At 40.8% G+C, this 20,257-nt stretch carries 18 protein-coding genes; 17 read left to right on the top strand and 1 reads right to left on the bottom strand.

The window, feature by feature from the left end; genetic code table 11:
- The first annotated feature begins 87 nt into the window (after positions 1 to 87).
- The 17 genes from ABFG93_RS06595 to ABFG93_RS06515 all read left to right on the top strand — a co-directional run bounded on the left by ABFG93_RS06595 (position 88) and on the right by ABFG93_RS06515 (position 17,744).
- Positions 88 to 1,182 (top strand): sensor histidine kinase, encoded by a 1,095-nt coding sequence (locus tag ABFG93_RS06595; RefSeq protein WP_347551668.1) that lies wholly within the window; start codon positions 88 to 90, stop codon positions 1,180 to 1,182.
- The gene (locus ABFG93_RS06590; RefSeq protein WP_347551667.1) at positions 1,182 to 2,558 is read left to right on the top strand and encodes a sigma-54-dependent transcriptional regulator; all 1,377 of its coding nucleotides are present in this window, start codon (positions 1,182 to 1,184) and stop codon (positions 2,556 to 2,558) included. Before ABFG93_RS06595 ends, ABFG93_RS06590 begins: the two co-directional genes overlap by 1 nt.
- Before the next feature lie 141 nt (positions 2,559 to 2,699).
- A complete protein-coding gene (locus ABFG93_RS06585; RefSeq protein WP_431522058.1) occupies positions 2,700 to 3,929 on the top strand; it encodes an NRAMP family divalent metal transporter in 1,230 nt (409 codons plus the stop codon).
- 18 nt (positions 3,930 to 3,947) lie between these two features.
- Entirely contained in the window at positions 3,948 to 4,694 is a 747-nt protein-coding gene (gene pxpB, locus ABFG93_RS06580; RefSeq protein WP_347551665.1) for a 5-oxoprolinase subunit PxpB, read from the top strand.
- Positions 4,681 to 5,454 carry a LamB/YcsF family protein gene (locus tag ABFG93_RS06575; protein WP_347551663.1) on the top strand — a complete coding sequence of 258 codons (774 nt, stop codon included), beginning with the start codon at positions 4,681 to 4,683 and terminating at the stop codon, positions 5,452 to 5,454. The genes pxpB and ABFG93_RS06575 overlap by 14 nt, the downstream gene beginning before the upstream one ends.
- The gene (locus tag ABFG93_RS06570) at positions 5,447 to 6,403 is read left to right on the top strand and encodes a biotin-dependent carboxyltransferase family protein (RefSeq protein ID WP_347551661.1); all 957 of its coding nucleotides are present in this window, start codon (positions 5,447 to 5,449) and stop codon (positions 6,401 to 6,403) included. The genes ABFG93_RS06575 and ABFG93_RS06570 overlap by 8 nt, the downstream gene beginning before the upstream one ends.
- Before the next feature lie 13 nt (positions 6,404 to 6,416).
- Positions 6,417 to 6,902, top strand: a complete 486-nt coding sequence (accB, locus tag ABFG93_RS06565) for an acetyl-CoA carboxylase biotin carboxyl carrier protein (protein WP_347551659.1) — start codon at positions 6,417 to 6,419, stop codon at positions 6,900 to 6,902.
- Between the two features lie 11 nt (positions 6,903 to 6,913).
- Positions 6,914 to 8,260, top strand: a complete 1,347-nt coding sequence (gene accC / locus ABFG93_RS06560) for an acetyl-CoA carboxylase biotin carboxylase subunit (protein ID WP_347551657.1) — start codon at positions 6,914 to 6,916, stop codon at positions 8,258 to 8,260.
- A 13-nt stretch (positions 8,261 to 8,273) separates the two neighbouring features.
- Entirely contained in the window at positions 8,274 to 9,029 is a 756-nt protein-coding gene (locus ABFG93_RS06555) for a putative hydro-lyase (protein ID WP_431522081.1), read from the top strand.
- A 543-nt stretch (positions 9,030 to 9,572) separates the two neighbouring features.
- The gene (locus ABFG93_RS06550; RefSeq protein WP_347551653.1) at positions 9,573 to 11,633 is read left to right on the top strand and encodes a BglG family transcription antiterminator; all 2,061 of its coding nucleotides are present in this window, start codon (positions 9,573 to 9,575) and stop codon (positions 11,631 to 11,633) included.
- Between the two features lie 36 nt (positions 11,634 to 11,669).
- On the top strand, positions 11,670 to 12,161 hold the full coding sequence (locus ABFG93_RS06545; protein WP_347551651.1) for a PTS sugar transporter subunit IIA: 492 nt from the start codon (positions 11,670 to 11,672) through the stop codon (positions 12,159 to 12,161).
- The gene (locus ABFG93_RS06540; RefSeq protein ID WP_347551650.1) at positions 12,158 to 12,442 is read left to right on the top strand and encodes a PTS sugar transporter subunit IIB; all 285 of its coding nucleotides are present in this window, start codon (positions 12,158 to 12,160) and stop codon (positions 12,440 to 12,442) included. The genes ABFG93_RS06545 and ABFG93_RS06540 overlap by 4 nt, the downstream gene beginning before the upstream one ends.
- A gap of 77 nt (positions 12,443 to 12,519) precedes the next feature.
- On the top strand, positions 12,520 to 13,779 hold the full coding sequence (locus ABFG93_RS06535; protein ID WP_347551648.1) for a galactitol-specific PTS transporter subunit IIC: 1,260 nt from the start codon (positions 12,520 to 12,522) through the stop codon (positions 13,777 to 13,779).
- A 47-nt stretch (positions 13,780 to 13,826) separates the two neighbouring features.
- The gene (locus ABFG93_RS06530) at positions 13,827 to 14,858 is read left to right on the top strand and encodes a zinc-binding dehydrogenase (protein WP_347551646.1); all 1,032 of its coding nucleotides are present in this window, start codon (positions 13,827 to 13,829) and stop codon (positions 14,856 to 14,858) included.
- 66 nt (positions 14,859 to 14,924) lie between these two features.
- Entirely contained in the window at positions 14,925 to 15,074 is a 150-nt protein-coding gene (locus ABFG93_RS06525) for a hypothetical protein (RefSeq protein WP_347551644.1), read from the top strand.
- A 42-nt stretch (positions 15,075 to 15,116) separates the two neighbouring features.
- Positions 15,117 to 16,178, top strand: a complete 1,062-nt coding sequence (locus tag ABFG93_RS06520) for a galactitol-1-phosphate 5-dehydrogenase (RefSeq protein ID WP_347551642.1) — start codon at positions 15,117 to 15,119, stop codon at positions 16,176 to 16,178.
- A gap of 318 nt (positions 16,179 to 16,496) precedes the next feature.
- Positions 16,497 to 17,744, top strand: coding sequence for a cytochrome P450 (locus ABFG93_RS06515; protein ID WP_347551640.1), 1,248 nt, complete (start codon positions 16,497 to 16,499; stop codon positions 17,742 to 17,744).
- A 62-nt stretch (positions 17,745 to 17,806) separates the two neighbouring features.
- Here the strand turns inward: ABFG93_RS06515 and dacB are convergent, their stop codons facing one another.
- Positions 17,807 to 19,282 (bottom strand): D-alanyl-D-alanine carboxypeptidase/D-alanyl-D-alanine endopeptidase, encoded by a 1,476-nt coding sequence (gene dacB, locus ABFG93_RS06510; RefSeq protein ID WP_347551638.1) that lies wholly within the window; start codon positions 19,280 to 19,282, stop codon positions 17,807 to 17,809.
- Positions 19,283 to 20,257: the final 975 nt, after the last annotated feature.

Raw genomic sequence — 20,257 nt, 5'->3', positions numbered from 1 at the left:
CAGATCACGATTATCCTCTCATACCATCTTTCAAAGCCAATCAAAAATCTGGCTGCTTTTTGCAGAAAGATTGCGATGGGGGAAAAGGTGAAAGACCTTGATATTAAAGAAAACCGTAAAGATGAAATAGGAGTCCTCTCAACATCACTGAAGGAAATGTTCCTAACGCTTGATGAGCGGAATAGACAAATTGAGAAAATCAAACAGCTTAATGAAACCATTTTAAATAGCGTTCATGTTGGGATGGTGCTCGTCATTGAAGGAATGGACTCCGTTTATAACGAAGCAGCTCAAACAATGATGGAAGAAGACCATTTGCTAAAAGAGCGCCTGAGGAAATTAACCATTCATGAAACGAGTAGAAGAAGTGAAGAAATATGGGATCACAAACATAAGGAAGAGAAAGTCTATTACGCAGTCAACTATAAGGTTCTGAGTACAGCAGAGAAACACCGTTCCATTATTACATTTGAGGATATTACCAATAGGAGAAAGTTAGAGCAGCGTGTTGAACGGATGTCTCGCTTAGCCTCGTTGGGTGAAATGGCGTCTGGTATTGCCCACGAAATACGTAATCCACTAGCAGGTATCAAAACAACGACCGAATTATTAATACGCAGGCTTAATTTAAGTAATGATCAGCTTGCATTGACTGAGAACATGCTGCTAGATATTGATCGAGTTAATAAAATCATTACGAATATCCTTCAATTTTCGCGACCTATGGATTCCAATCCGTCAATGGTAAAAGTAGATGAAACGGTTCGTTCCCTTGTATTATTAATGAAAAGAATAGCAAGCGAAAAAAATGTGACGCTCCAACATGTTGAAAACGCTTATGACATCATGGTTGATCGTGACCACCTTCGTCAAATTCTATTAAATTTAATACTGAATGGAATCAATGCGATGCCGGATGGAGGAGAGTTAACACTTTCAAGTAAGCGATCCGATAATGATATAACGATTACCGTATCAGATACTGGCATTGGAATGGATGATAGTGTGATGGAGAAAATATTTGATCCTTTTTATACCACGCGTTCTCAAGGGACTGGTCTTGGTCTCTCAATTGTTCATCAGTTAGTCGTTCAGAACAAAGGCGAAATTGATGTGAGAAGTACGATAGGAAAAGGCACGACATTTAGGATCACATTTCCAACAAGAAAGGAGGGGGAGTAATGGCTGTCAAAGTAGGGATTGTCGATGATGAAACAACGTTACGTCTTACGCTCCAGATGTTCCTCGAAGACGAAGGATATGAAGTAAGAACGGGAGCAACGCTTGAAGAGGGCTGGCAGTTAGTGGACGAATTCAGTCCACAAGTTCTGTTGCTTGACATTCGTTTGCCTGATGGAAATGGTCTGGATTCGCTTCATGAATTCAGAGAGCGATATCCGAACATGGCTGTCATGATGTTAACGGCATATGGGGATGCGAAAACAGCAGTAAGAGCGATTAAAGAAGGGGCATTTGATTATTTAACAAAACCATTTGAGCTAGAAGAGCTGAAAATCACGCTGGAAAAATGGATTAAGCAGCACCATCTTGAGAAAGAAGTAGAGCGGTATAGAGAAGAAGAGCGGCGGACAAAGCTCGTTCAAATGATTGGTGAAAGTGAGCAAATGAACGAATTGAAAGACAAGATTTCGTTAATCGCTGAAAGCAATGACACGACTGTTCTAGTTAGAGGGGAGACTGGTACAGGGAAGGAGCTTGTTGCACGAAGCGTCCATCAGCAAAGTAAGCGTCATGATGGACCATTTGTGGCAGTGAATTGTGCAAGCATTCCTGCGGATTTAATTGAAATCGAATTATTCGGCAGAGAGAAAAATAGCGTGACGGATCACTCCGAGTCTAAAGTAGGCTTAATGGAGTGGGCTGATGGCGGAACGCTATTCCTTGATGAAATTGGAGACCTATCACTGGATATTCAGGTCAAACTTCTTAGATTTCTTGAAGACAAGAAGATCAAACGTATTGGAAGTGTGCACGATATTGAGATGGATGTGCGCGTGATCGCTGCAACGAATCGCTCGCTTGAGGAAATGATTCAGGAGAAGGAATTTCGTTCGGACCTCTACTACCGGTTGAACGTTGTACCGATTAAATTATCGCCTTTACGTGAGCGAGAGAATGATATTGTGATGCTCACAGAGCATTTCCTGGACGAGTTCTGTCAGCAAATGCGTAAAGAAACACCGACATTACGAGCTGATGCTAAAAAACGGTTATTAAACTATGGGTGGCCTGGCAATGTAAGAGAGCTTAAAAATACGATCGAACGAATCGCCATTCTACATCAAGAAAGTGAACTAGCTGCACATCACTTTGACTTTCTTAATCCGGTAGAAGGGTATGTAGAAGGCTCTAAATCAATTGAACATGTGGTGTTTGATGATCAGTTCTCCTTAGAAGATCATATTGAAAGGATTGAAAAGAAGTATATTGAGAAAGCGATTCAAGAATCGAAATGGAACATTACTCAGGCCGGAAAGCTATTAGGAATCAGTAGATATGCGCTTCAGCGTCGAATTGAAAAATATAATATTACGTGAGCGAAATCGCCCAATATGGGCGGTTTTTTTGTGCGGAATCTTATAAAATTATCTGAAAATTACGTGATATCGTAGAGGTAAGAGAAAAAAACACATCGATTCATTCGATAGAAGAATCATAATAAAAAAGGGGGGCATTTGATGGGTACTGAAAACAAGAAACCACTTTCATTAGAGAACGGTCCAACGAAGAGCAAGTGGGGGGTTATACTTGGGGCAGCCTTTTTAATGGGCTCATCTGCAATCGGTCCGGGATTTCTAACCCAGACGGCTGTATTTACTGAACAACTTCTAGCAAGCTTTGGATTTGTTATTCTAATTTCCATTATTCTCGACATTGGGGTCCAGGCAAATATCTGGCGAATTATTGCCGTATCAAAGAAAAGAGGACAGGACATCGCGAACATGGTGCTACCTGGACTTGGTTACTTCCTCGCCTTTGCGGTGGCACTTGGTGGACTTGCCTTTAATATTGGTAATGTTGGCGGTGCAGGACTTGGAATGAACGTGCTATTTGGTATTGATCCACGGATCGGGGCAGCAATTACGGGTGTCATTACAATTGGAATTTTCCTTTCTAAAGAAGCGGGCATTGCGATGGATAAAATTGCACGCATCCTCGGCGGACTGATGATTTTACTTACGTTGTACGTAGCATTTCAAAGTAATCCACCAGTTGGTGATGCGATCGTCCATACATTCGCACCTGACAAAATTGATGTATTTGCGATTATTACATTAGTAGGTGGAACAGTTGGGGGTTACATTACGTTTGCTGGGGGACATCGACTTCTCGATGCAGGTATATCCGGTAAAGAAAATCTTCACCAGGTTACAAAAAGCTCGGTATCAGGAATTCTTATTGCATCAATCATGCGGGTTTTCCTATTCCTGGCTGTATTGGGCGTTGTAGCAACAGGCTTCAAATTGGACCCGGCCAACCCGCCGGCATCTGTTTTCCAGCAGGCAGCAGGGGCGATTGGATATAAGATGTTTGGTGTCGTCTTATGGGCGGCAGGAATCACATCCGTAGTTGGTGCAGCTTACACATCTGTATCATTTTTACGAACTTTATCGAAGAATGTGGATCGTCACCATTCAGGTGTGACAATTGGCTTTATCGCCGTTTCGACGATAATCTTCGCCTTTATCGGTAAACCGGTTCTGTTGCTTATTCTTGCAGGTGCATTCAATGGATTAATATTACCAGTTGCATTAGGAACGCTATTAGTTGCAGCTTATAAGAAATCAATTGTGGGTGATTACAAACATCCTCTTTGGTTAACGATCTTTGGAGGCTTTGTCTTTCTAATAACAGCTTATTTAGCGATTGTGACGTTAATCGATAAAATTCCACAACTGTTTACTTAATTGTTAGGAGGAGTATGGGTGAAACTTGACTATTATCCTCTCGGAGATACAGGTATTCAACTTGTATTCGGAACCGAGATTTCAGAAAAAACGAATCGGAAGATACGGATGTTTGCGGATTATCTGAATCGTCATCCGATTGAAGGTGTTGTAGAATGGGTACCAGCTTATACAACACTAACGATATATTATCTACCTAATAAAGTAACTTACCAATCATTACGAGAAGAGCTCGAATTGATAAACGAACAACAACAGGGAAGAGAAGCAGCAACTGCTTCTCTTGTTTATATCATTCCAACTTATTATGGAGATGAAGCTGGCTCCGATTTATCTATTGTCGCAGAACATAATGGGATGAGTGAGGATGAGGTTATTTCTATCCATTCTGAGAAAGATTACCTTATTTACATGATGGGGTTCGTACCTGGATTTCCTTATTTAGGCGGTATGCCTGAGGAAATTGCAACCCCACGACGTGAAAATCCTCGTGCTGAAATTGCACCGGGATCAGTGGGAATTGCTGGAGCGCAAACAGGGATTTATCCACTTGAATCACCAGGTGGCTGGCAGATTATTGGTCAAACGCCAGTGCAGTTATACGACCCAACAAGCGAGCATCCGATTTTACTGGAGTCAGGACATTATTTGCGATTTGTATCAATTAGTAAAAATGAATTTATTGAAATTAAAGAAGCGATCCAGCGTGGAGAATACGTTGTGGAAACCGAAGAGAAAAAGGAGGGATATCATGAAGTCGGTTGATTTAAATAGTGACTTAGGGGAGAGCTTTGGCGCTTATACCATTGGAAACGATGAGAATGTCCTTGAGTTTATTTCATCAGCAAACATCGCCTGCGGTTACCATGCAGGTGACCACAATGTGATGATGAGGACGATAGAATTGGCGAATTCACTTGGTGTAGGGATCGGTGCACATCCGGGCTTTCCTGATCTCGGCGGATTTGGCAGGCGTGATATGAAGATGACGGCAGATGAGGTGTTCAACCTTGTTGCCTATCAGGTTGGTGCGATTCAGGGCGTTGCGAATGTTCATCAAGCTCGTGTTGCACACGTGAAGCCGCATGGTGCGCTCTATAATAGCGCAGCGAAAACTCCCGCTATTGCCAGAGCGATTGCAAGCGCTGTCTATGCTGTGAATCCTGAGCTTGTGTTATACGGATTAGCTGGGAGTGAATTAATACGAGCAGGAAGAGATGTTGGCTTAACGGTAGCACAAGAAGTTTTCGCTGACCGAACGTATCAGCCTGATGGCACACTTACACCAAGATCTGAACAGAATGCAATGATTCATGATGCAGATATTGCTGTAGGGCGCGTGATACGAATGGTAAATGAACAACAGGTGACCGCGGTTAACGGAGAGGACATTGCAATTCAGGCTGACACGATCTGTGTCCATGGGGATGAACCGGAGGCGCTTCGCTTGGTGCAACAGTTGAGAGCACAACTAGTAGCAGAGGGAATTAAAATCCAGCGCGTTGGAGTGAACGTCAATGTCTAATCCTATATTTAAAGTAGTAAAATCGGGACTGTTAACAACCATACAGGATAACGGGCGCAGCGGTTACCAACAGTATGGCATTGTTGTCGCAGGTGCGATGGATCCCTTTTCCATGAACATTGCTAATTTTCTTGTTGGTAATCCCGGAAATGAAGCAGTTCTCGAAGTAACTGTGATGGGACCAACGATAGATGTGGTTGGAGATGCAGTTATTGCAATTAGTGGTGGTGATCTTTCACCGAAAGTGAATGGAGAAAAAGCGCCAATGTGGAAAAGTTTCGAAGTGAAAGAAGGGGACAGGCTTGAATTCGGGCAGCCAGTTGAAGGAGCTCGCTCATATGTCAGTGTTGCAGGGGGATTTGATATCCCACTCGTGATGGGAAGCAAGTCTACCTATTTAAGAGCAGGTATTGGCGGTCTTGACGGCCGAGCTCTTGAAAAAGGTGACGTGTTAAATGGAACTGGAGGTGTGAACGGAATAAGCGGTCGTGCGTTGCACCCGGAAGAGGTTCCTACCTATAAAAAAGAAATGGATATTCGAGTTGTAATGGGACCTCACCTGAACGCCTTCTCTGATGCTGCCGTGCAAACTTTTCTATCATCGACTTACGAAGTAACCCCAAAATCAGATCGTATGGGCTTTCGAGTAAAAGGTCCGAAGATAGAGCACGAGACTTCTGCAGATATTATTTCAGAAGCGATCCCCCTTGGAGGTATTCAGGTTCCTGCAAATGGAGAACCGATTATTCTGATGGCTGATCGCCAAACAACAGGCGGATACACAAGAATCGGAACGGTTATCTCAAGAGATATTCCCTATCTAGCTCAGGCGATGCCAGGCTGTAAAATACGTTTTTGCGAAGTGAATGTTGAAGAAGCTCAAGAAATATATGAAGACAATGATCGATTCATTCGCACGTTAGGTAAGGTGTCTAACCCTCGTCAATAAAGGAGAATTGAACATGTTAAATTCAAAAGAAATTATTGAAATTATTAAATATGTGAACGGCTCTACAGTAGATGAAGTGCATTACGAGCATAATAGTTTCGTAGTGAAGGTAAAGAACCAGAATCCACAGGTGGAAGAAACTGTGAAGAGTGAACAGCAAGAGGAGCCTATCAGCCAGGTTCCGAACATTGTTAATGAGCGAGGGCAGGAGGATGTAAGTCCGGGACCAGAAATGGATACGTCACATGAAGAGGCGGAAACGCTTACCGTTACTTCGCCAATGGTGGGGATGTTCTACGCTTCTCCGTCTCCTAATGATCCTGCTTTTATTAAGATTGGTGACTCCGTTAAAGAAGAAACGGTTGTCTGTGTGCTTGAAGCAATGAAGATGTTTAATGACGTTCAGGCTGATGTGAATGGAGAAGTTATGGAAGTCCTTGTTCAAAATGGGGATCTTGTTGAATTCGGTCAACCGCTATTCTTAGTGAAACCAGAATAGGAGAGGGTCATATGGGGATCAAAAAAGTATTAATCGCAAATCGTGGTGAAATCGCTGTCCGAATTATTCGAGCGTGTCATGAGCTTGAGCTTACAGCGGTAGCTGTTTATTCAGAAGCAGATCGTGACGCACTTCATGTTCAATTAGCGGATGAAAGTTATTGTATTGGACCCACTTCTTCAAAAGATAGCTACTTGAACATGGCGAATATCATGACTGCTGCTACGAATGGGGAAGTGGATGCGATTCATCCTGGCTACGGATTTCTAGCGGAAAACGCAGAGTTTGCAGAGATTTGTGAAGACTGCAATATTTCGTTTATTGGACCAGGTAAAGAAGCAATCAACCAGATGGGGATCAAAGATATTGCCAGAAAGACGATGAAAGAAGCTGGCGTTCCAGTTGTCCCGGGTTCGAATGGCATTATCAAAGGTAAAGAAGAGGCACTTGAGCTAGCCGATGAAATGGGTTATCCGGTTATTATTAAAGCAACAGCTGGTGGTGGCGGTAAAGGGATTCGCGTTGTTAGAGAAGAAGATGAGTTGATTAAAGCGATCAATATGACGCAACAAGAAGCGGAGAAAGCGTTTGGAAACCCGGGTGTTTATATTGAGAAGTTCATCGAAGATTTTCGTCATATTGAAATTCAAATTCTCGCTGATCTTTACGGAAACGTCATTCATCTTGGGGAACGTGACTGCTCGATTCAAAGACGAATGCAAAAGTTAGTCGAAGAAACACCTTCCCCTGCCTTAGATGATTCAGTTCGTACCGCAATGGGTGATGCGGCAGTTCGAGCTGCAAAGGCTGTAAACTATGCTGGTGCCGGAACAGTTGAATTCATTTATGATCAGAATGGCAATTTCTATTTCATGGAGATGAATACACGTATTCAGGTTGAGCATCCGGTAACGGAGATGGTGACCGGTGTTGATTTAATTAAAGAACAGATTAAGGTCGCTGACAATGAGACGCTTGGACTCACACAGCAAGATGTTACTCTGACCGGATGGGCGATGGAGTGTCGCATTAATGCGGAGGATCCAGAGAATGGGTTTATGCCGTCTCCAGGGAAGGTAGAAACGTACCTGCCTCCTGGCGGTTTCGGTGTCCGTGTGGATTCTGCCGTATATCCAGGGTATATGATCCCGCCATTTTATGATTCGATGGTGGCGAAGCTCATTACGTACGGCGCGACTCGTGAAGAGGCTATACTACGAATGAAACGAGCATTGAGTGAGTTTATGATTAAGGGTGTCAAAACGACAATTCCTTTTCATCAGAAATTACTAAAGCACGAAAAGTTCGTGGAAGGTAATTTTAATACAAAATTTCTCGAAATCTATGAACTTTCATAAGGGAGATGACATGATGGAAACACCACAAACACAGCGGCTCAAATTCCGCGAAAGCCTTGCCAGTGGAACGACTTCAGGCATGTGTGATGGGTATTTGCAGGCAAATATGATCACGCTTCCTGCTGAGTATGCCTTCGAGTTTCTCTTATTCTGTCAGCGGAATCCAAAGCCATGTCCCGTAGTCGACGTACTCGAAGCAGGTCATGTGATGCCGCGAATTGCCGATGCGGATATTCGAACCGATCTACCGAAATACCGCATTTATAAGAACGGGGATTTGGAGCAGGAACTGCTTGACCTGAGGGAGGTGTGGCAGGATGATTTCGTCACGTTTCTACTCGGGTGCAGTTTTACCTTTGAGAGAGCTCTCGTGGAAGCCGGGATCAGCTTATTGCACCAGGAGATGGAGAAGGTTGTGCCTATGTATCAAACTACAATTCCCTGCGAGGATGCTGGGCGGTTCAAAGGAAATATGGTCGTCAGTATGAGAGCAATCAAGAAAGAAGAACTGGAAGAAACGATTAATATCACTTCACAGTTTCCGCAGGCACACGGAGCTCCAATTCATATTGGTAATCCGTCTGAAATTGGTATTGAACATATTGAGAAGCCTGATTATGGAGAATTTACGCCTTATCAGGAAGAAGAACGAATTCCAGTGTTCTGGGCATGTGGTGTTACGCCACAGTATGTTGGACTGAATGTGAAGCCTGAGATTATGATTACTCATGCGCCAGGGCATATGTTGATTACGGATCAAAGAGAATAGGAAAGGAGAACATGATTGCTGATTGAAAGTAGTTCAGTTAGGTTTACAATACTACAATCGTATACTTAATTGAACTGCTTTTTTATGTGATTGGACTGTGAAAGGTAAGATAGCGAATCTTTCATATCGCTGCTTTTCCATTCTCGATTATTGTCTTGTTAAAGGGGTATTCATTCTTTAAATCTGCTAATCAAAATATAATCTCAAAAAAGAAAAAAAGAAAACAAACGAAAGAAGCTAAAGAGCTTAGCCTACCAATTTAAAAAGAGGTTGACTTACATTTATCATGTGAGTCAACCTCTTTTTATTGATAAACATCCGCTAAGTAATTGAACGCCATTTATTAAAAATAAAGCTTTTCGAATAAAATCCCTATTATAATTGTCATTCCTTCTCTGTTATTGAGGATGTTGCCAATTCCAACACCATTTCTTCGTTTTTTAATCACGATGATGTACAAAAACTGTCCGACAATTTGGGATGAAAGCGTAATCATTGTGTAGGATATGGGTGCTACAATAATTATTGAAAGGGGGGCTAGAGTTGTCAAATAGTGATAGAAGCAAGCTAATTTTAGATGAACTAATTGGTAATCCAAGGATCACTAGTATGGCTTTAGAGAAGAAATATAACTTAACTCGTAGACAGCTTGGTTACAGCGTTAACAAAATGAATGAATGGCTGATGACTAAGGACCTTCCAGTAATTGAACGAACAAGACAGGGGCATTTCATCATTGATCAATCAGTTTTTACAACTCTTACTGGTGAGGAGAAAGAACCGTCTATTGCAACAGCAGTACTATCAGAGAAACAACGAGTTCATCTCATTATCCTGATGCTCTTAAGCTGCGAAGAGGAGCTGTCATTGAATCATTTTACAAGTGAATTGGCTGTTAGTAAAAATACGATTCTTAGTGATATGAAACAAGTTCAAACTTATTTAGATGACTATCATTTAGTTATTCGATATTCGAGAAAAACCGGTTATGTGTTGGAAGGTAAGGAGTTTCAAATTCGCAAACTGCTAATTAACGTAACCTACCAGCTTCTTCAAAATGATGGCGGCGGAACTATTTTAAAGAAATTAGCTAATATTCAAGAAGATGAGGTAGATGAGTTTATTAATCGAATTGAGAATATCGAGTGTAAATTGAACTTGAAATTTACTGATGAAAAGATATCCACGATGCCTTATATTTTTATATTAATTCTGAAACGAATTCAAAAGGGTCATGTTCTTAAGACGTTTTCTATTAAATATCAAAATCTATCAAATACAAAAGAATACCAGGCTACAGAAGAAATCTTCCGTCATTCCAATTATCAAATACCAGTGGAAGAACGATTGTTTTGTACACTGCATTTATTAACATCGAATGTCTATTGGTCTGAATATTTAACCGAAGCTGATACGATTCCAGACTTAGTACCTGCAATCGATACGATGCTTCAGCTTTTTGAAAAGAGTACTTGCATTTATTTTCAAAATAAGGAGCAATTGTTAAACAACTTATTACAACATATTAAGCCTGCCTATTATCGCATCAAATACCATCTTACTGACACAATCGAGATTCATGAATCTTTGAGTAACGAATTCAAGGAATTGCATCATCTGATAAAAAGATGTATCGGGCCACTGGAAAAATTAATTGGTAGTAAAGTTCCTGAGAGTGAAACGGCCTATATCACAATGTTAATTGGTGGATGGATGAGAAGGCAGGGCGATAGCATTGAGAAGAAAATAAAAGCAATTGTTGTATGTCCTCAAGGTGTCTCCGTATCAGGATTAATGTTTAATGAGTTAAGAGAGTTATTCCCGGAATTTGTATTTCTGGATTCTCTATCAGTACGAGGTTTTCTAGAGTATGAACTAGATTACGATATTGTATTCTCGCCGACATTTCTTGAAACAGATAAGAAGTTGTTTGTTTCAAAAGCCTTTCTTGGTCGTGATGAGAAATATCGTTTGCGGAAGCAGGTCATGTTAGAACTCTATGGATACATTCCAAACGATATAAACGTTAATCATCTAATCGATATTATTAAAAATCATACGGTGATTAAAAATGAAAAAGAGCTAACTAGAGATTTACAATCGTATATCAACCGTGAGGAAGCATCCTCAGTGAAACACACTGTGAAAAATCTTGATATTAATTTACACGAATTAATTCAACAGGATTATATCACGACGAGAAAATCGGTCCGTTCATGGGAAGAAGCGATTCGAATTAGTTCAGAGCCCTTAATTCAGAAAGGTCATATTGAACCTGAATACGTAGAGGCGATGCTTCATCGAACGAGTGAAGACCCATATATCGTCATTGGATCAAACATTGCGATTCCTCATGCAGCACCTGAGGAAGGTGTGAACGAAATTGGAATGAGCTTATTGAAATTAGAAGATGGAGTGACCTTTACTTCTGAATACAAGATTAACCTGGTTATTGTCATCGCAGCAGTTGACAAGCAGAAACATATCCATGCGTTGATGCAACTTATGAAGTTTGCTGGTTCTGAGAGTGATCGAAATCGAGTGATTCACTCGGATTCAGTTGAAGAGATTCATGAAATAATTAAAGGCTATTCCAAAGACTGAGAACGTTGTAACTGAAAAAGTTAATGAGGTGAAAAGATGAGTGAATTATTTTTTGATGAATCTGTCATTCTTCTGGATCTAGAATGTTCAGCAAAAGAGGAAGTATTAACAACGATGGGGCGGAACCTGGTGAACAAAAACCTCGTGAAGGAAAGCTTTATCGATGCGATTATTGCGAGAGAATTTGAATTTGCAACCGGATTGCCAACAGCTGGTATTTCAGTTGCGATCCCCCATACGGACGTTCATCACGTTAATCGAAAGACCATTAGTATGGGTGTGTTGAATGAAACAGTTGATTTTGGAGTGATGGGTGATGATCGTGAAACCACCCCTGTGAAATTAGTGTTCATGCTTGCAATGGATGAAACCCATTCACAACTTTCATTGTTGCAGCAGTTAATGCAAGTATTCCAGAGTGAAGAGACGTTACAGTATCTGGTGACTGAGAAGGATAAAACAACTATTAAACAACTAATCAAAGCGAAAGTAAATTGTGATTCCCTTGAAGGAGATGAGAAAGAATGAAAAAGAAACAAGTGTTAGTAGCGTGTGGAGCAGGTATTGCAACATCAACAATTGTGAATGGAGCTATTGAAGAAATGGCAAAAGAGCATCAGCTGAAATTGGATCTCATTCAGATCAAAATCACCGAAGTAGGTGGTTATGTAGACACGGCAGATTTGCTTGTAACGACTGCCATGACGAAGAAAGAATATCCGTTCCCGGTTATTAATGCTCGTTCATTTCTAACTGGAATCGGAACGGATGATACGAGGAAGAAAATTCTTGAAGAGCTTAAGAAGTAGGGTGTAAGTAAGGTGAATCTGCTTCATTTAACAGAAGTGAAGTAGATTAGTTTCATAATGTTGGGAGGAAAAGTCGCATGCAAGGATTCGTAAATATCGTACAAGGCTTTTTAGATTTAGGTGCAACAGTTATCTTGCCAGTAGCGATCTTTTTATTGGGATTATTATTCGGTCAGAAACCGGGCAAAGCGTTCCGGTCAGGCTTAACGATCGGTGTTGCTTTTGTTGGGATCTTCTTAGTAGTTGATTTGCTTGTGAACAATTTAGGACCTGCCGCGCAGGGGATGGTAGATCGATTAGGGGTCGAACTAAACGTCATTGATGTCGGCTGGCCTGCGTCCTCATCTATTGCCTGGGCATCAGGTGTTGCGGCATTTATCATTCCGCTTGGTTTACTAGTGAACGTGATAATGCTAGTGACGAAAACAACCAAGACTATGAATGTGGACATTTGGAACTTCTGGCACTATACCTTCATGGCTGCAATGGTATATGCCATTTCAGGTAGTATCATCCAAAGTCTACTTGCTGCGGTCATATTCCAAGTTATCGCCCTTAAGGTTGCTGACTGGACAGCACCTATGGTTAGCGAATTCTTTGAACTGCCAGGAGTGTCTATCGCGACGGGAAGTACGATTTCTTATGCACCAGGAATATTTTTAGTGAAATTATTACAAAAAACCCCAGTCGTGAAAAACTGGAATGCAGATCCGGATACGATCCAAAAACGATTTGGTATTTTCGGAGAATCTATTTTTATTGGACTTTTTCTAGGTGCCGTCATTGGTATTCTAGCAGGTTATAGCGTTGGTGATGTCATTGAAATCGGTATGGCAATGGCAGCCGTCATGGTCTTGATGCCTCGTATGGTAAAGATCTTGATGGAAGGGCTAATGCCAGTTTCTGAATCCGCAAGAGAATGGTTATCGAAACGGTTTGGTGATAGAGAAATACATATCGGTCTTGATGCTGCAGTAGCGCTTGGACATCCGGCAGTTATTTCGACAGCTCTTATTCTTGTACCGGTTACCGTTGCTCTAGCAGTTATTCTACCTGGTAATGCTCTATTACCTTTTGGTGACTTAGCTACGATTCCGTTCGTAGTGGCATTTATTGTCGGTGCTGCAAGAGGAAATATTGTTCATTCCGTTATCGTAGGTACGATCATGATTGGACTTTCACTTTATTTGGCAACAGACGTCGCTCCGATGTTTACCGAGATGGCCATCAATGCCGATTTCAATATGCCTGAAGGTTCAACCAAAATTTCTAGTATCGATCAGGGTGGTAACTTAGTCAACTGGCTTATTTATAAATTATTTAGCTTGTTTAATTAATTCTTTGATCTCATATTAAAAGGCTAGATTTACCAGGAGGAATGTATATGAAAGCACTAGTGAAAACAGCACCTGGATTTGGGAATTTAGACATTCAAGAAAAAGAAGAACCTGCTGTTGCGAAAGATTTAGTGAAAATTGAAGTGAAATATGCGGGGATCTGTGGGTCAGATATCCACACCTATGAAGGACATTATCAGGTTCGGTTCCCTGTTACGCTAGGACATGAATTTTCTGGAGAAGTGATTGAAGTAGGAGCAAATGTTACAGAATTCAAAGTTGGAGATCGGGTTACTTCTGAAACAACTTTTTATATTTGTGGTGAATGTGAGTATTGTAAATCGGGTGACTATAATCTATGCAATTATCGCAGAGGATTAGGAACGCAGCAGGACGGTGGATTTGCGAAATATTTAATCGCGCACAAAAACAGCGTCCATATTCTCCCTGAAAATGTTGATTATAAGTCGGCAGCTATGACTGAGCCCCTCGCATGTACGCATCATGCTGTGACAAAAACGGAAATTAAGAATGGGGATGTCGTAGTTGTGATGGGGCCGGGGCCGATTGGATTGTTTACGGCTCAGGTGGCAAAAAGTAGAGGGGCTATCGTAATCATTACGGGTCTTACGAACGATAAAGTTCGTTTGGATAAAGCAAAAGAATTAGGTATCGATTACGTGGTGAATATCCTAGAAGACAACATTCGAGAACTTGTAAATAGCCTTACAGATGGATATGGGGCTGACGTTGTGTTCGAATGCTCTGGAGCTGTTCCCGCAGCAAAGCAAGGGTTAGATCTATTGAGGAAAAAGGGACAATATGCGCAAGTTGGTATTTTTGCAAACCCAGAAGTTCAATTTGATCTAGAGAAAATTATTCAAAAAGAAATTCGTGTGATTGGTAGCAGAAGCCAAAATTCTTCTGACTGGGAGCCTTCTCTAGACTTAATTAGCAAGGGAAGCGTCAGCGCAAATGCTTTAGTCACGCACGAATTCGATATCACTCAATGGGAAGAGGCTTATCAAGTTATTAAGAGTGGAGAAGCAATTAAAGTATTACTGATTCCAGTGAACTGATTGTGCAGAAATAATAAACTGAATTTTTAGTTTTTAGAGGTGCGCATCAAGAAATGAGGGATAGAAATGACGGAAGCACTATTGGACTTTATGTTAGGACCATTTCGAATCGTCGGAGATTTCTACTTTGACCATCAAGTAATTTTTAATACAGTCATTGTTTGTTTAGCTCTTTATAAGTTAAACAGGCGAAGTTCAGGAAATGAATCGGCATAAACGATGGATTGATCATAAATCAATATAGAGAGAAGGATTAAGATGAAATCTCTCAATTTATATAATGAACAGGATATTCGCTTCGAAAATTCGTCTGAACCGGTCATCGAGAATGAAGAGGACGTTATTATTAAAGTGAAAGCAGTGGGGATATGCGGATCGGACATATCGAGGTATAGAAAACTTGGTCCGTATGTTCCTGGAATGACTTTTGGACATGAGTTTGCAGGAGAAGTTGCGGAGGTAGGATCGGGGGTTAAGCACATTCAAGTAGGCGATCGTGTCGCTGGGTGTCCTACATTTCATTGCGGAGAATGTGAAAATTGTCAAAAAGGTGAGCTAGCCCGCTGTGCTAAGTTAACTGTGATAGGTGCTCGTTCTCCTGGTGCTTATGCGGAATTCGTCAAACTACCTAAATCTCATATCATACCTTTACCAGATAACGTTGATTACGATACAGCTGCACTTGTTGAGCCTTCTTCCGTCGTAGCACATGGTTTCTATCGCACGAGTATCAAGCCTGGTGCAGATGTTGCTGTTATGGGATGCGGGAGTATTGGGTTACTAGCAGTTCAATGGGCAAAAATCTTCGGTGCCAAAAGAGTATTTGCAATCGATATCGATGTTGCTAAGCTTGAAATTGCAAGAGAATTAGGTGCAGATATAGGTATTAATTCCCTAGAAAAGCCTGCCCATGAACAGCTTATGGCATACACAAATGGAAACGGAGTCGATTTAGCTATAGAATCAGCAGGATCTCCGGTCACCTCATCACAGGTGTTTGCCTTACCGAAAAAAGGTGGAGAGGTTGTGTTCATGGGAATTCCCTATGCCGATATCAACATAGAGCGCTTTTACTTTGAAAAAATTGTTCGAAACGAATTAAGAGTGTTAGGATCCTGGAACGCTATTTCTTCTCCATTTCCAGGTGAAGAATGGCGTTCTTCGATTCACTATATGAGTACGGGTGGAATTAATGTCAAGCCTATGATTTCTCATAGGTTATCTCTTGAAGAAGGACCAGAAACGTTCGATAGTATTATTAATAAAAGACTTCTTTATTCAAAAGTTCTCTTTTATCCTGAGAAGGAAAAAACGCGATAACGTCTTCTCTTTTATGAAAAAACTAATGGATGATGTATACCTTTATTTAATGGAGGTGTATGTCATCTATTTTTAGAAAAGAGAGAGGGGGAGGGCTTTTCAAAAGTATGTATCCTCAAAAGCGATTTCTGAGACCACTACTACCACTAACGTTCCTTATCTCCCAATAGCGCAAGGGAGTGGGTTAAAGTGTGCAATTATATTAAGCAGTTCACGTTTTGTTCCTATACATAGGTGGAAATAATAGAGGAGTAGAAATGTTGCGTACTATGGCCAAACTATGAACTTAGGAGGAGAACGTATGGAGCAAATTAAAGCATGCCTCAAGAAAAGGGATTGGATCATACGTTAAGCGTTCTAAAAGAAGGATATGAATTTATTGTTAATCGGAGAGAGCAGTATGATTCAAATGTCTTTATAACCAAACTGTTAGGCGAGAAAACCATTTGTTTAACTGGTAAGAAATCCGCTGAATTATTTTATAATAATGAGAAATTTAAACGAAGTGGAGCGGCGCCGAAACATGTCCAGAAAACGCTTTTTGGTGAAAATGGAGTGCAGACACTAGATGGTGAGGAACATCATCATCGGAAGGCAATGTTCATGTCTCTCATGACGAAAGAGGCGCTCGGTGAAATAGCGAGTTTAATGGAGAAACATTTAGATTCCTTTGCCGCTCAATGGGAAACGAAAGAAAAAGTCGTTGTTTATGATGAGGCGAAACAAATACTGACACATGTAGCGTGTGAATGGACAGGAGTTCCCTTGGAAGATCGTGAGGTAGAAAAGCGATCGAACCAGCTTGCAGAAATGTTCGAATCCGCAGCCTCAATTGGCCTAGGGTACTGGAAAGGGCGAGGAGCAAGAACGGCAGGAGAAGAGTGGATAGAAGATCTCGTGCAAAAAGTGAGGGATGGAGAAATAAATCCCCCCGCTCATCTTGCACTCTATCAGTTTTCATGGCATCGTGACCTCAAAGGAGACTTGTTAGACAAGCAGATCGTGGCAGTAGAACTATTAAACCTTTTGCGTCCAATTGTAGCGATTTCTGTCTATATTAGCTTTACTGTTCTTGCCATGATCGATCATCCAGATGAAGTGGCAAAATTAAAAAGCGGAGATGAAAAGAATCTGCAATGCTTCATCCAGGAAGTCAGACGGTATTATCCGTTCTTTCCATTTGCTGGCGCGAGAGTAATGAAAAATTTCACATGGAATGGATTTGAATTCGAAGAAGGAACGCTAACGCTTCTCGACTTATATGGCACAAATCATCATCCAGAAGTTTGGAAAGACCCGGAACATTTTGATCCAGAGCGCTTCGAGTTATGGGAGGGTAGTCCCTTTGATTTTATTCCTCAAGGAGGAGGAGAATTCGATATCGGCCATCGTTGTGCTGGAGAATGGTTAACCCTTGATCTATTAAAAGAAACGCTGAACTATTTTGTTCATCATTTATCTTACAATGTCCCTGAGCAGGATCTCACATACAGCATGTCTGAAATGCCAAGTTTGCCAAAAAGTGGCGTTCAATTAACTAATATTGTGCGTCAATCAAACGTGTAACTTTTTCTGAGCATGACATGGCATAGAGAAAGGGAGACTGGTGAAGTCTCCCTATGATTGGACTATTTTTCCTCTTTGTATGTTGATAGAACAACAGCAATTTCGTCTTCAATGTCTTTGATTTCATCTTCAACAAATTGATTGAGGATAATCGAGAAAGTTAACCCATCGTTTTGATCAACATAGCCTGAGAGGGAAGAGACTCCTGTCAATGATCCTGTTTTAGCATGAACAATTTGTTCTGCAGTAGTGTCTATCATTCGATAACGAAGGGTGCCGCCTTCAAATCGATCAGAATCACCTGCAACTGGAAGAGAACGATAGAATGGATCGAACCAGCTTTCATTTTGGACGGTAAATAGAAATTCGGAAAGTTGGTTTGGTTTGATTAATGTGACGTGAGAGATACCTGAACCGTCTCGCAGTCGCATCTCGTCAGTATCAAGGCCCTTCTCTTGAAGAAAGTCTGTCATTACTTCCAATCCAGCATCCCAGCTGCCTTCATTTTTCTTCACTTTCCCCATCTCTTTCACCAATATTTCAGCATGGCCGTTATTGCTTAGCTTCATATAAGGAATAAGCAGGTCAGAAAGAGGCATCGATTTTTTTTCAATGAGAAGAGTAGCGTCATCTGGTGCTTTACTTAGTTTTGTTTCTCCCTTAAATGTAATTCCTGCTTGCAGAAGGGATTGCTTCATTAAATCGAGTGCATAGTGCGCAGGTTCCCAAACTGCAATCCACTCTCGTTTCCGTGAGGAGTCTTCATTGATTTCACCTTCGATCAGGATTTTGTTCGATCCATGCTTCCGCGTAATTGTTAACTCAGCTTTTTCATCAGATTTGACGGTTTTGGCATGGTTTTCGATCTTAAGAATATCTGAAATAGGTGAAAGTCGAACATCTGCTTTGACGCCAGGCTGTTTTCCTGGATAGACCTCAACTATGACTGTACCTGAATCGTAATCTTCGTTTGGTGATGCCGTTAGGGCAGACACCTTTGCGCCGTAATAGTTATCTTCATCTGACCAAACCATATCCTTAGAGAGAGATTCATCGTCATACCAGCTGTTATCTCCAATCAAATCTCCTTGTATGTTATGTACTCCTTTTTCTTTCAGAGATTGAGCAAGTTCTTCGAAGTCTTCTTTAAGAAGCGTGGGGTCTCCTTTTCCTTTCAGATACAGGTTGCCTTTCAGCTTTCTGTTCTTTAGCTCTCCGTCGGCTAGAAGCTCAGTAGTGAAACGATAATCAGGTCCAAGTGTTTGAAGTGCAGCGCCCGCAGTGAATAATTTCATATTAGAAGCCGGAGTTAAGCGTGTTTCTCCGTAGTTCTCATATATTAGTTCTCCGGTGCTGCCTGATCGAACGCTTACTCCTGCGATAGCACCACTTAGTCGTTTATCCGTTAGAATTTCATTAAGCTGTGTTCCAAGGGAACTATTTGTTTTATCTGCACTTGCGTCATAAGAAACGAATGCGGGAAGTATAAGCAGGGATAGAAGTGTGATTATAAAACAGATTTTTATATTTTGCTTCAACTCATCATCTCCTCTTTGTTTATCCCACCCTTAAGGGGCAGTAAAACTCCCACTTCAAAACGCAGGTTAATCGAGACGTTTGGGTGGGGAGCAACTGCCCCTAAAGGTCCGATTGGTTCACCTAACCATCAGAGGGAATGAACGAAAATCCCCTCTGATGGAAGGTTCACTTTATTATCTTCCATTTGATCTGATTCTAGGAACCATGAAGAAAAAAGGCTTTACTATTCGTACACCTCCTCATATTTTTTGAGAAACAACGGAATTTTTACTGTCTATTCATTAAGGTGTTCGAGTATAGCTTACTAATCACCTTTTACTTCACGAAGGTTGGATCATTAGGCTCAAAATCATCATTTTAAAAAGTAGTTAAAACAGCCTATATCTTTGATTCGATCTATGTATGGGGTGTAGGAAGTACCGGATTTCTGTTAAGGACATCGGAGTAAACGGATGCGTCTTATTGAAAGGAATTCTGGAGTGAGTATAATAGGACTTATAATAAAATTGGGTGAATAGCATGATTTTGGTTTGTGGGAATTTGGAGGTATATGAATAATGACCATCGTTAGTTTTTAAATTATTGGTTGGATTTTAAGCTGGTTTAAATTTGATCAGATATTTATTCAAACATTTAAGGAGCTTTTTCAACAAAGACTATTACAAAATCAATTTATTATCTTATCTTCTTCTGAATAGGAGAAATAAGCGACATTGACTTACTATTCAATGGTACTATTTATAACAATCTGTAATACCAGAATTTCAAACTAAATGAGAAGCTTAACAAAAAAATTCTCTTTCATTCGATAAGTACTAGTAATAATAGGCACGAGATTCTAAGAGATTTAATACTTGGCATGTATAAAAAAAGATAGTAAATGACCCGCAAATTATTCTGTAATTTGCCGGTCATTCTTTATTGAAATATTAATTTTCGTACTCCAAAAAGTGAATACTTTCTCTAAAGCAACT

Origin of the sequence: Pseudalkalibacillus hwajinpoensis, assembly GCF_039851965.1 — a bacterium.
Taxonomy (GTDB): Bacteria; Bacillota; Bacilli; order Bacillales; family Guptibacillaceae; genus Guptibacillus; species Guptibacillus hwajinpoensis_E.
This window is presented reverse-complemented; position numbering and strand designations above follow the sequence as displayed.

Bases quoted from the DNA above. Each gene is read 5' to 3' on its own strand.
- ABFG93_RS06590 (WP_347551667.1), top strand. From the start codon at position 1,182: ATGGCTGTCAAAGTAGGGATTGTCGATGATGAAACAACGTTACGTCTT.
- ABFG93_RS06585 (WP_431522058.1), top strand. From the start codon at position 2,700: ATGGGTACTGAAAACAAGAAACCACTTTCATTAGAGAACGGTCCAACG.
- ABFG93_RS06575 (WP_347551663.1), top strand. From the start codon at position 4,681: ATGAAGTCGGTTGATTTAAATAGTGACTTAGGGGAGAGCTTTGGCGCT.
- ABFG93_RS06570 (WP_347551661.1), top strand. From the start codon at position 5,447: ATGTCTAATCCTATATTTAAAGTAGTAAAATCGGGACTGTTAACAACC.
- accB (WP_347551659.1), top strand. From the start codon at position 6,417: ATGTTAAATTCAAAAGAAATTATTGAAATTATTAAATATGTGAACGGC.
- accC (WP_347551657.1), top strand. From the start codon at position 6,914: ATGGGGATCAAAAAAGTATTAATCGCAAATCGTGGTGAAATCGCTGTC.
- ABFG93_RS06555 (WP_431522081.1), top strand. From the start codon at position 8,274: ATGGAAACACCACAAACACAGCGGCTCAAATTCCGCGAAAGCCTTGCC.
- ABFG93_RS06545 (WP_347551651.1), top strand. From the start codon at position 11,670: ATGAGTGAATTATTTTTTGATGAATCTGTCATTCTTCTGGATCTAGAA.
- ABFG93_RS06540 (WP_347551650.1), top strand. From the start codon at position 12,158: ATGAAAAAGAAACAAGTGTTAGTAGCGTGTGGAGCAGGTATTGCAACA.
- ABFG93_RS06535 (WP_347551648.1), top strand. From the start codon at position 12,520: ATGCAAGGATTCGTAAATATCGTACAAGGCTTTTTAGATTTAGGTGCA.
- ABFG93_RS06530 (WP_347551646.1), top strand. From the start codon at position 13,827: ATGAAAGCACTAGTGAAAACAGCACCTGGATTTGGGAATTTAGACATT.
- ABFG93_RS06525 (WP_347551644.1), top strand. From the start codon at position 14,925: ATGACGGAAGCACTATTGGACTTTATGTTAGGACCATTTCGAATCGTC.
- ABFG93_RS06520 (WP_347551642.1), top strand. From the start codon at position 15,117: ATGAAATCTCTCAATTTATATAATGAACAGGATATTCGCTTCGAAAAT.
- ABFG93_RS06515 (WP_347551640.1), top strand. From the start codon at position 16,497: ATGCCTCAAGAAAAGGGATTGGATCATACGTTAAGCGTTCTAAAAGAA.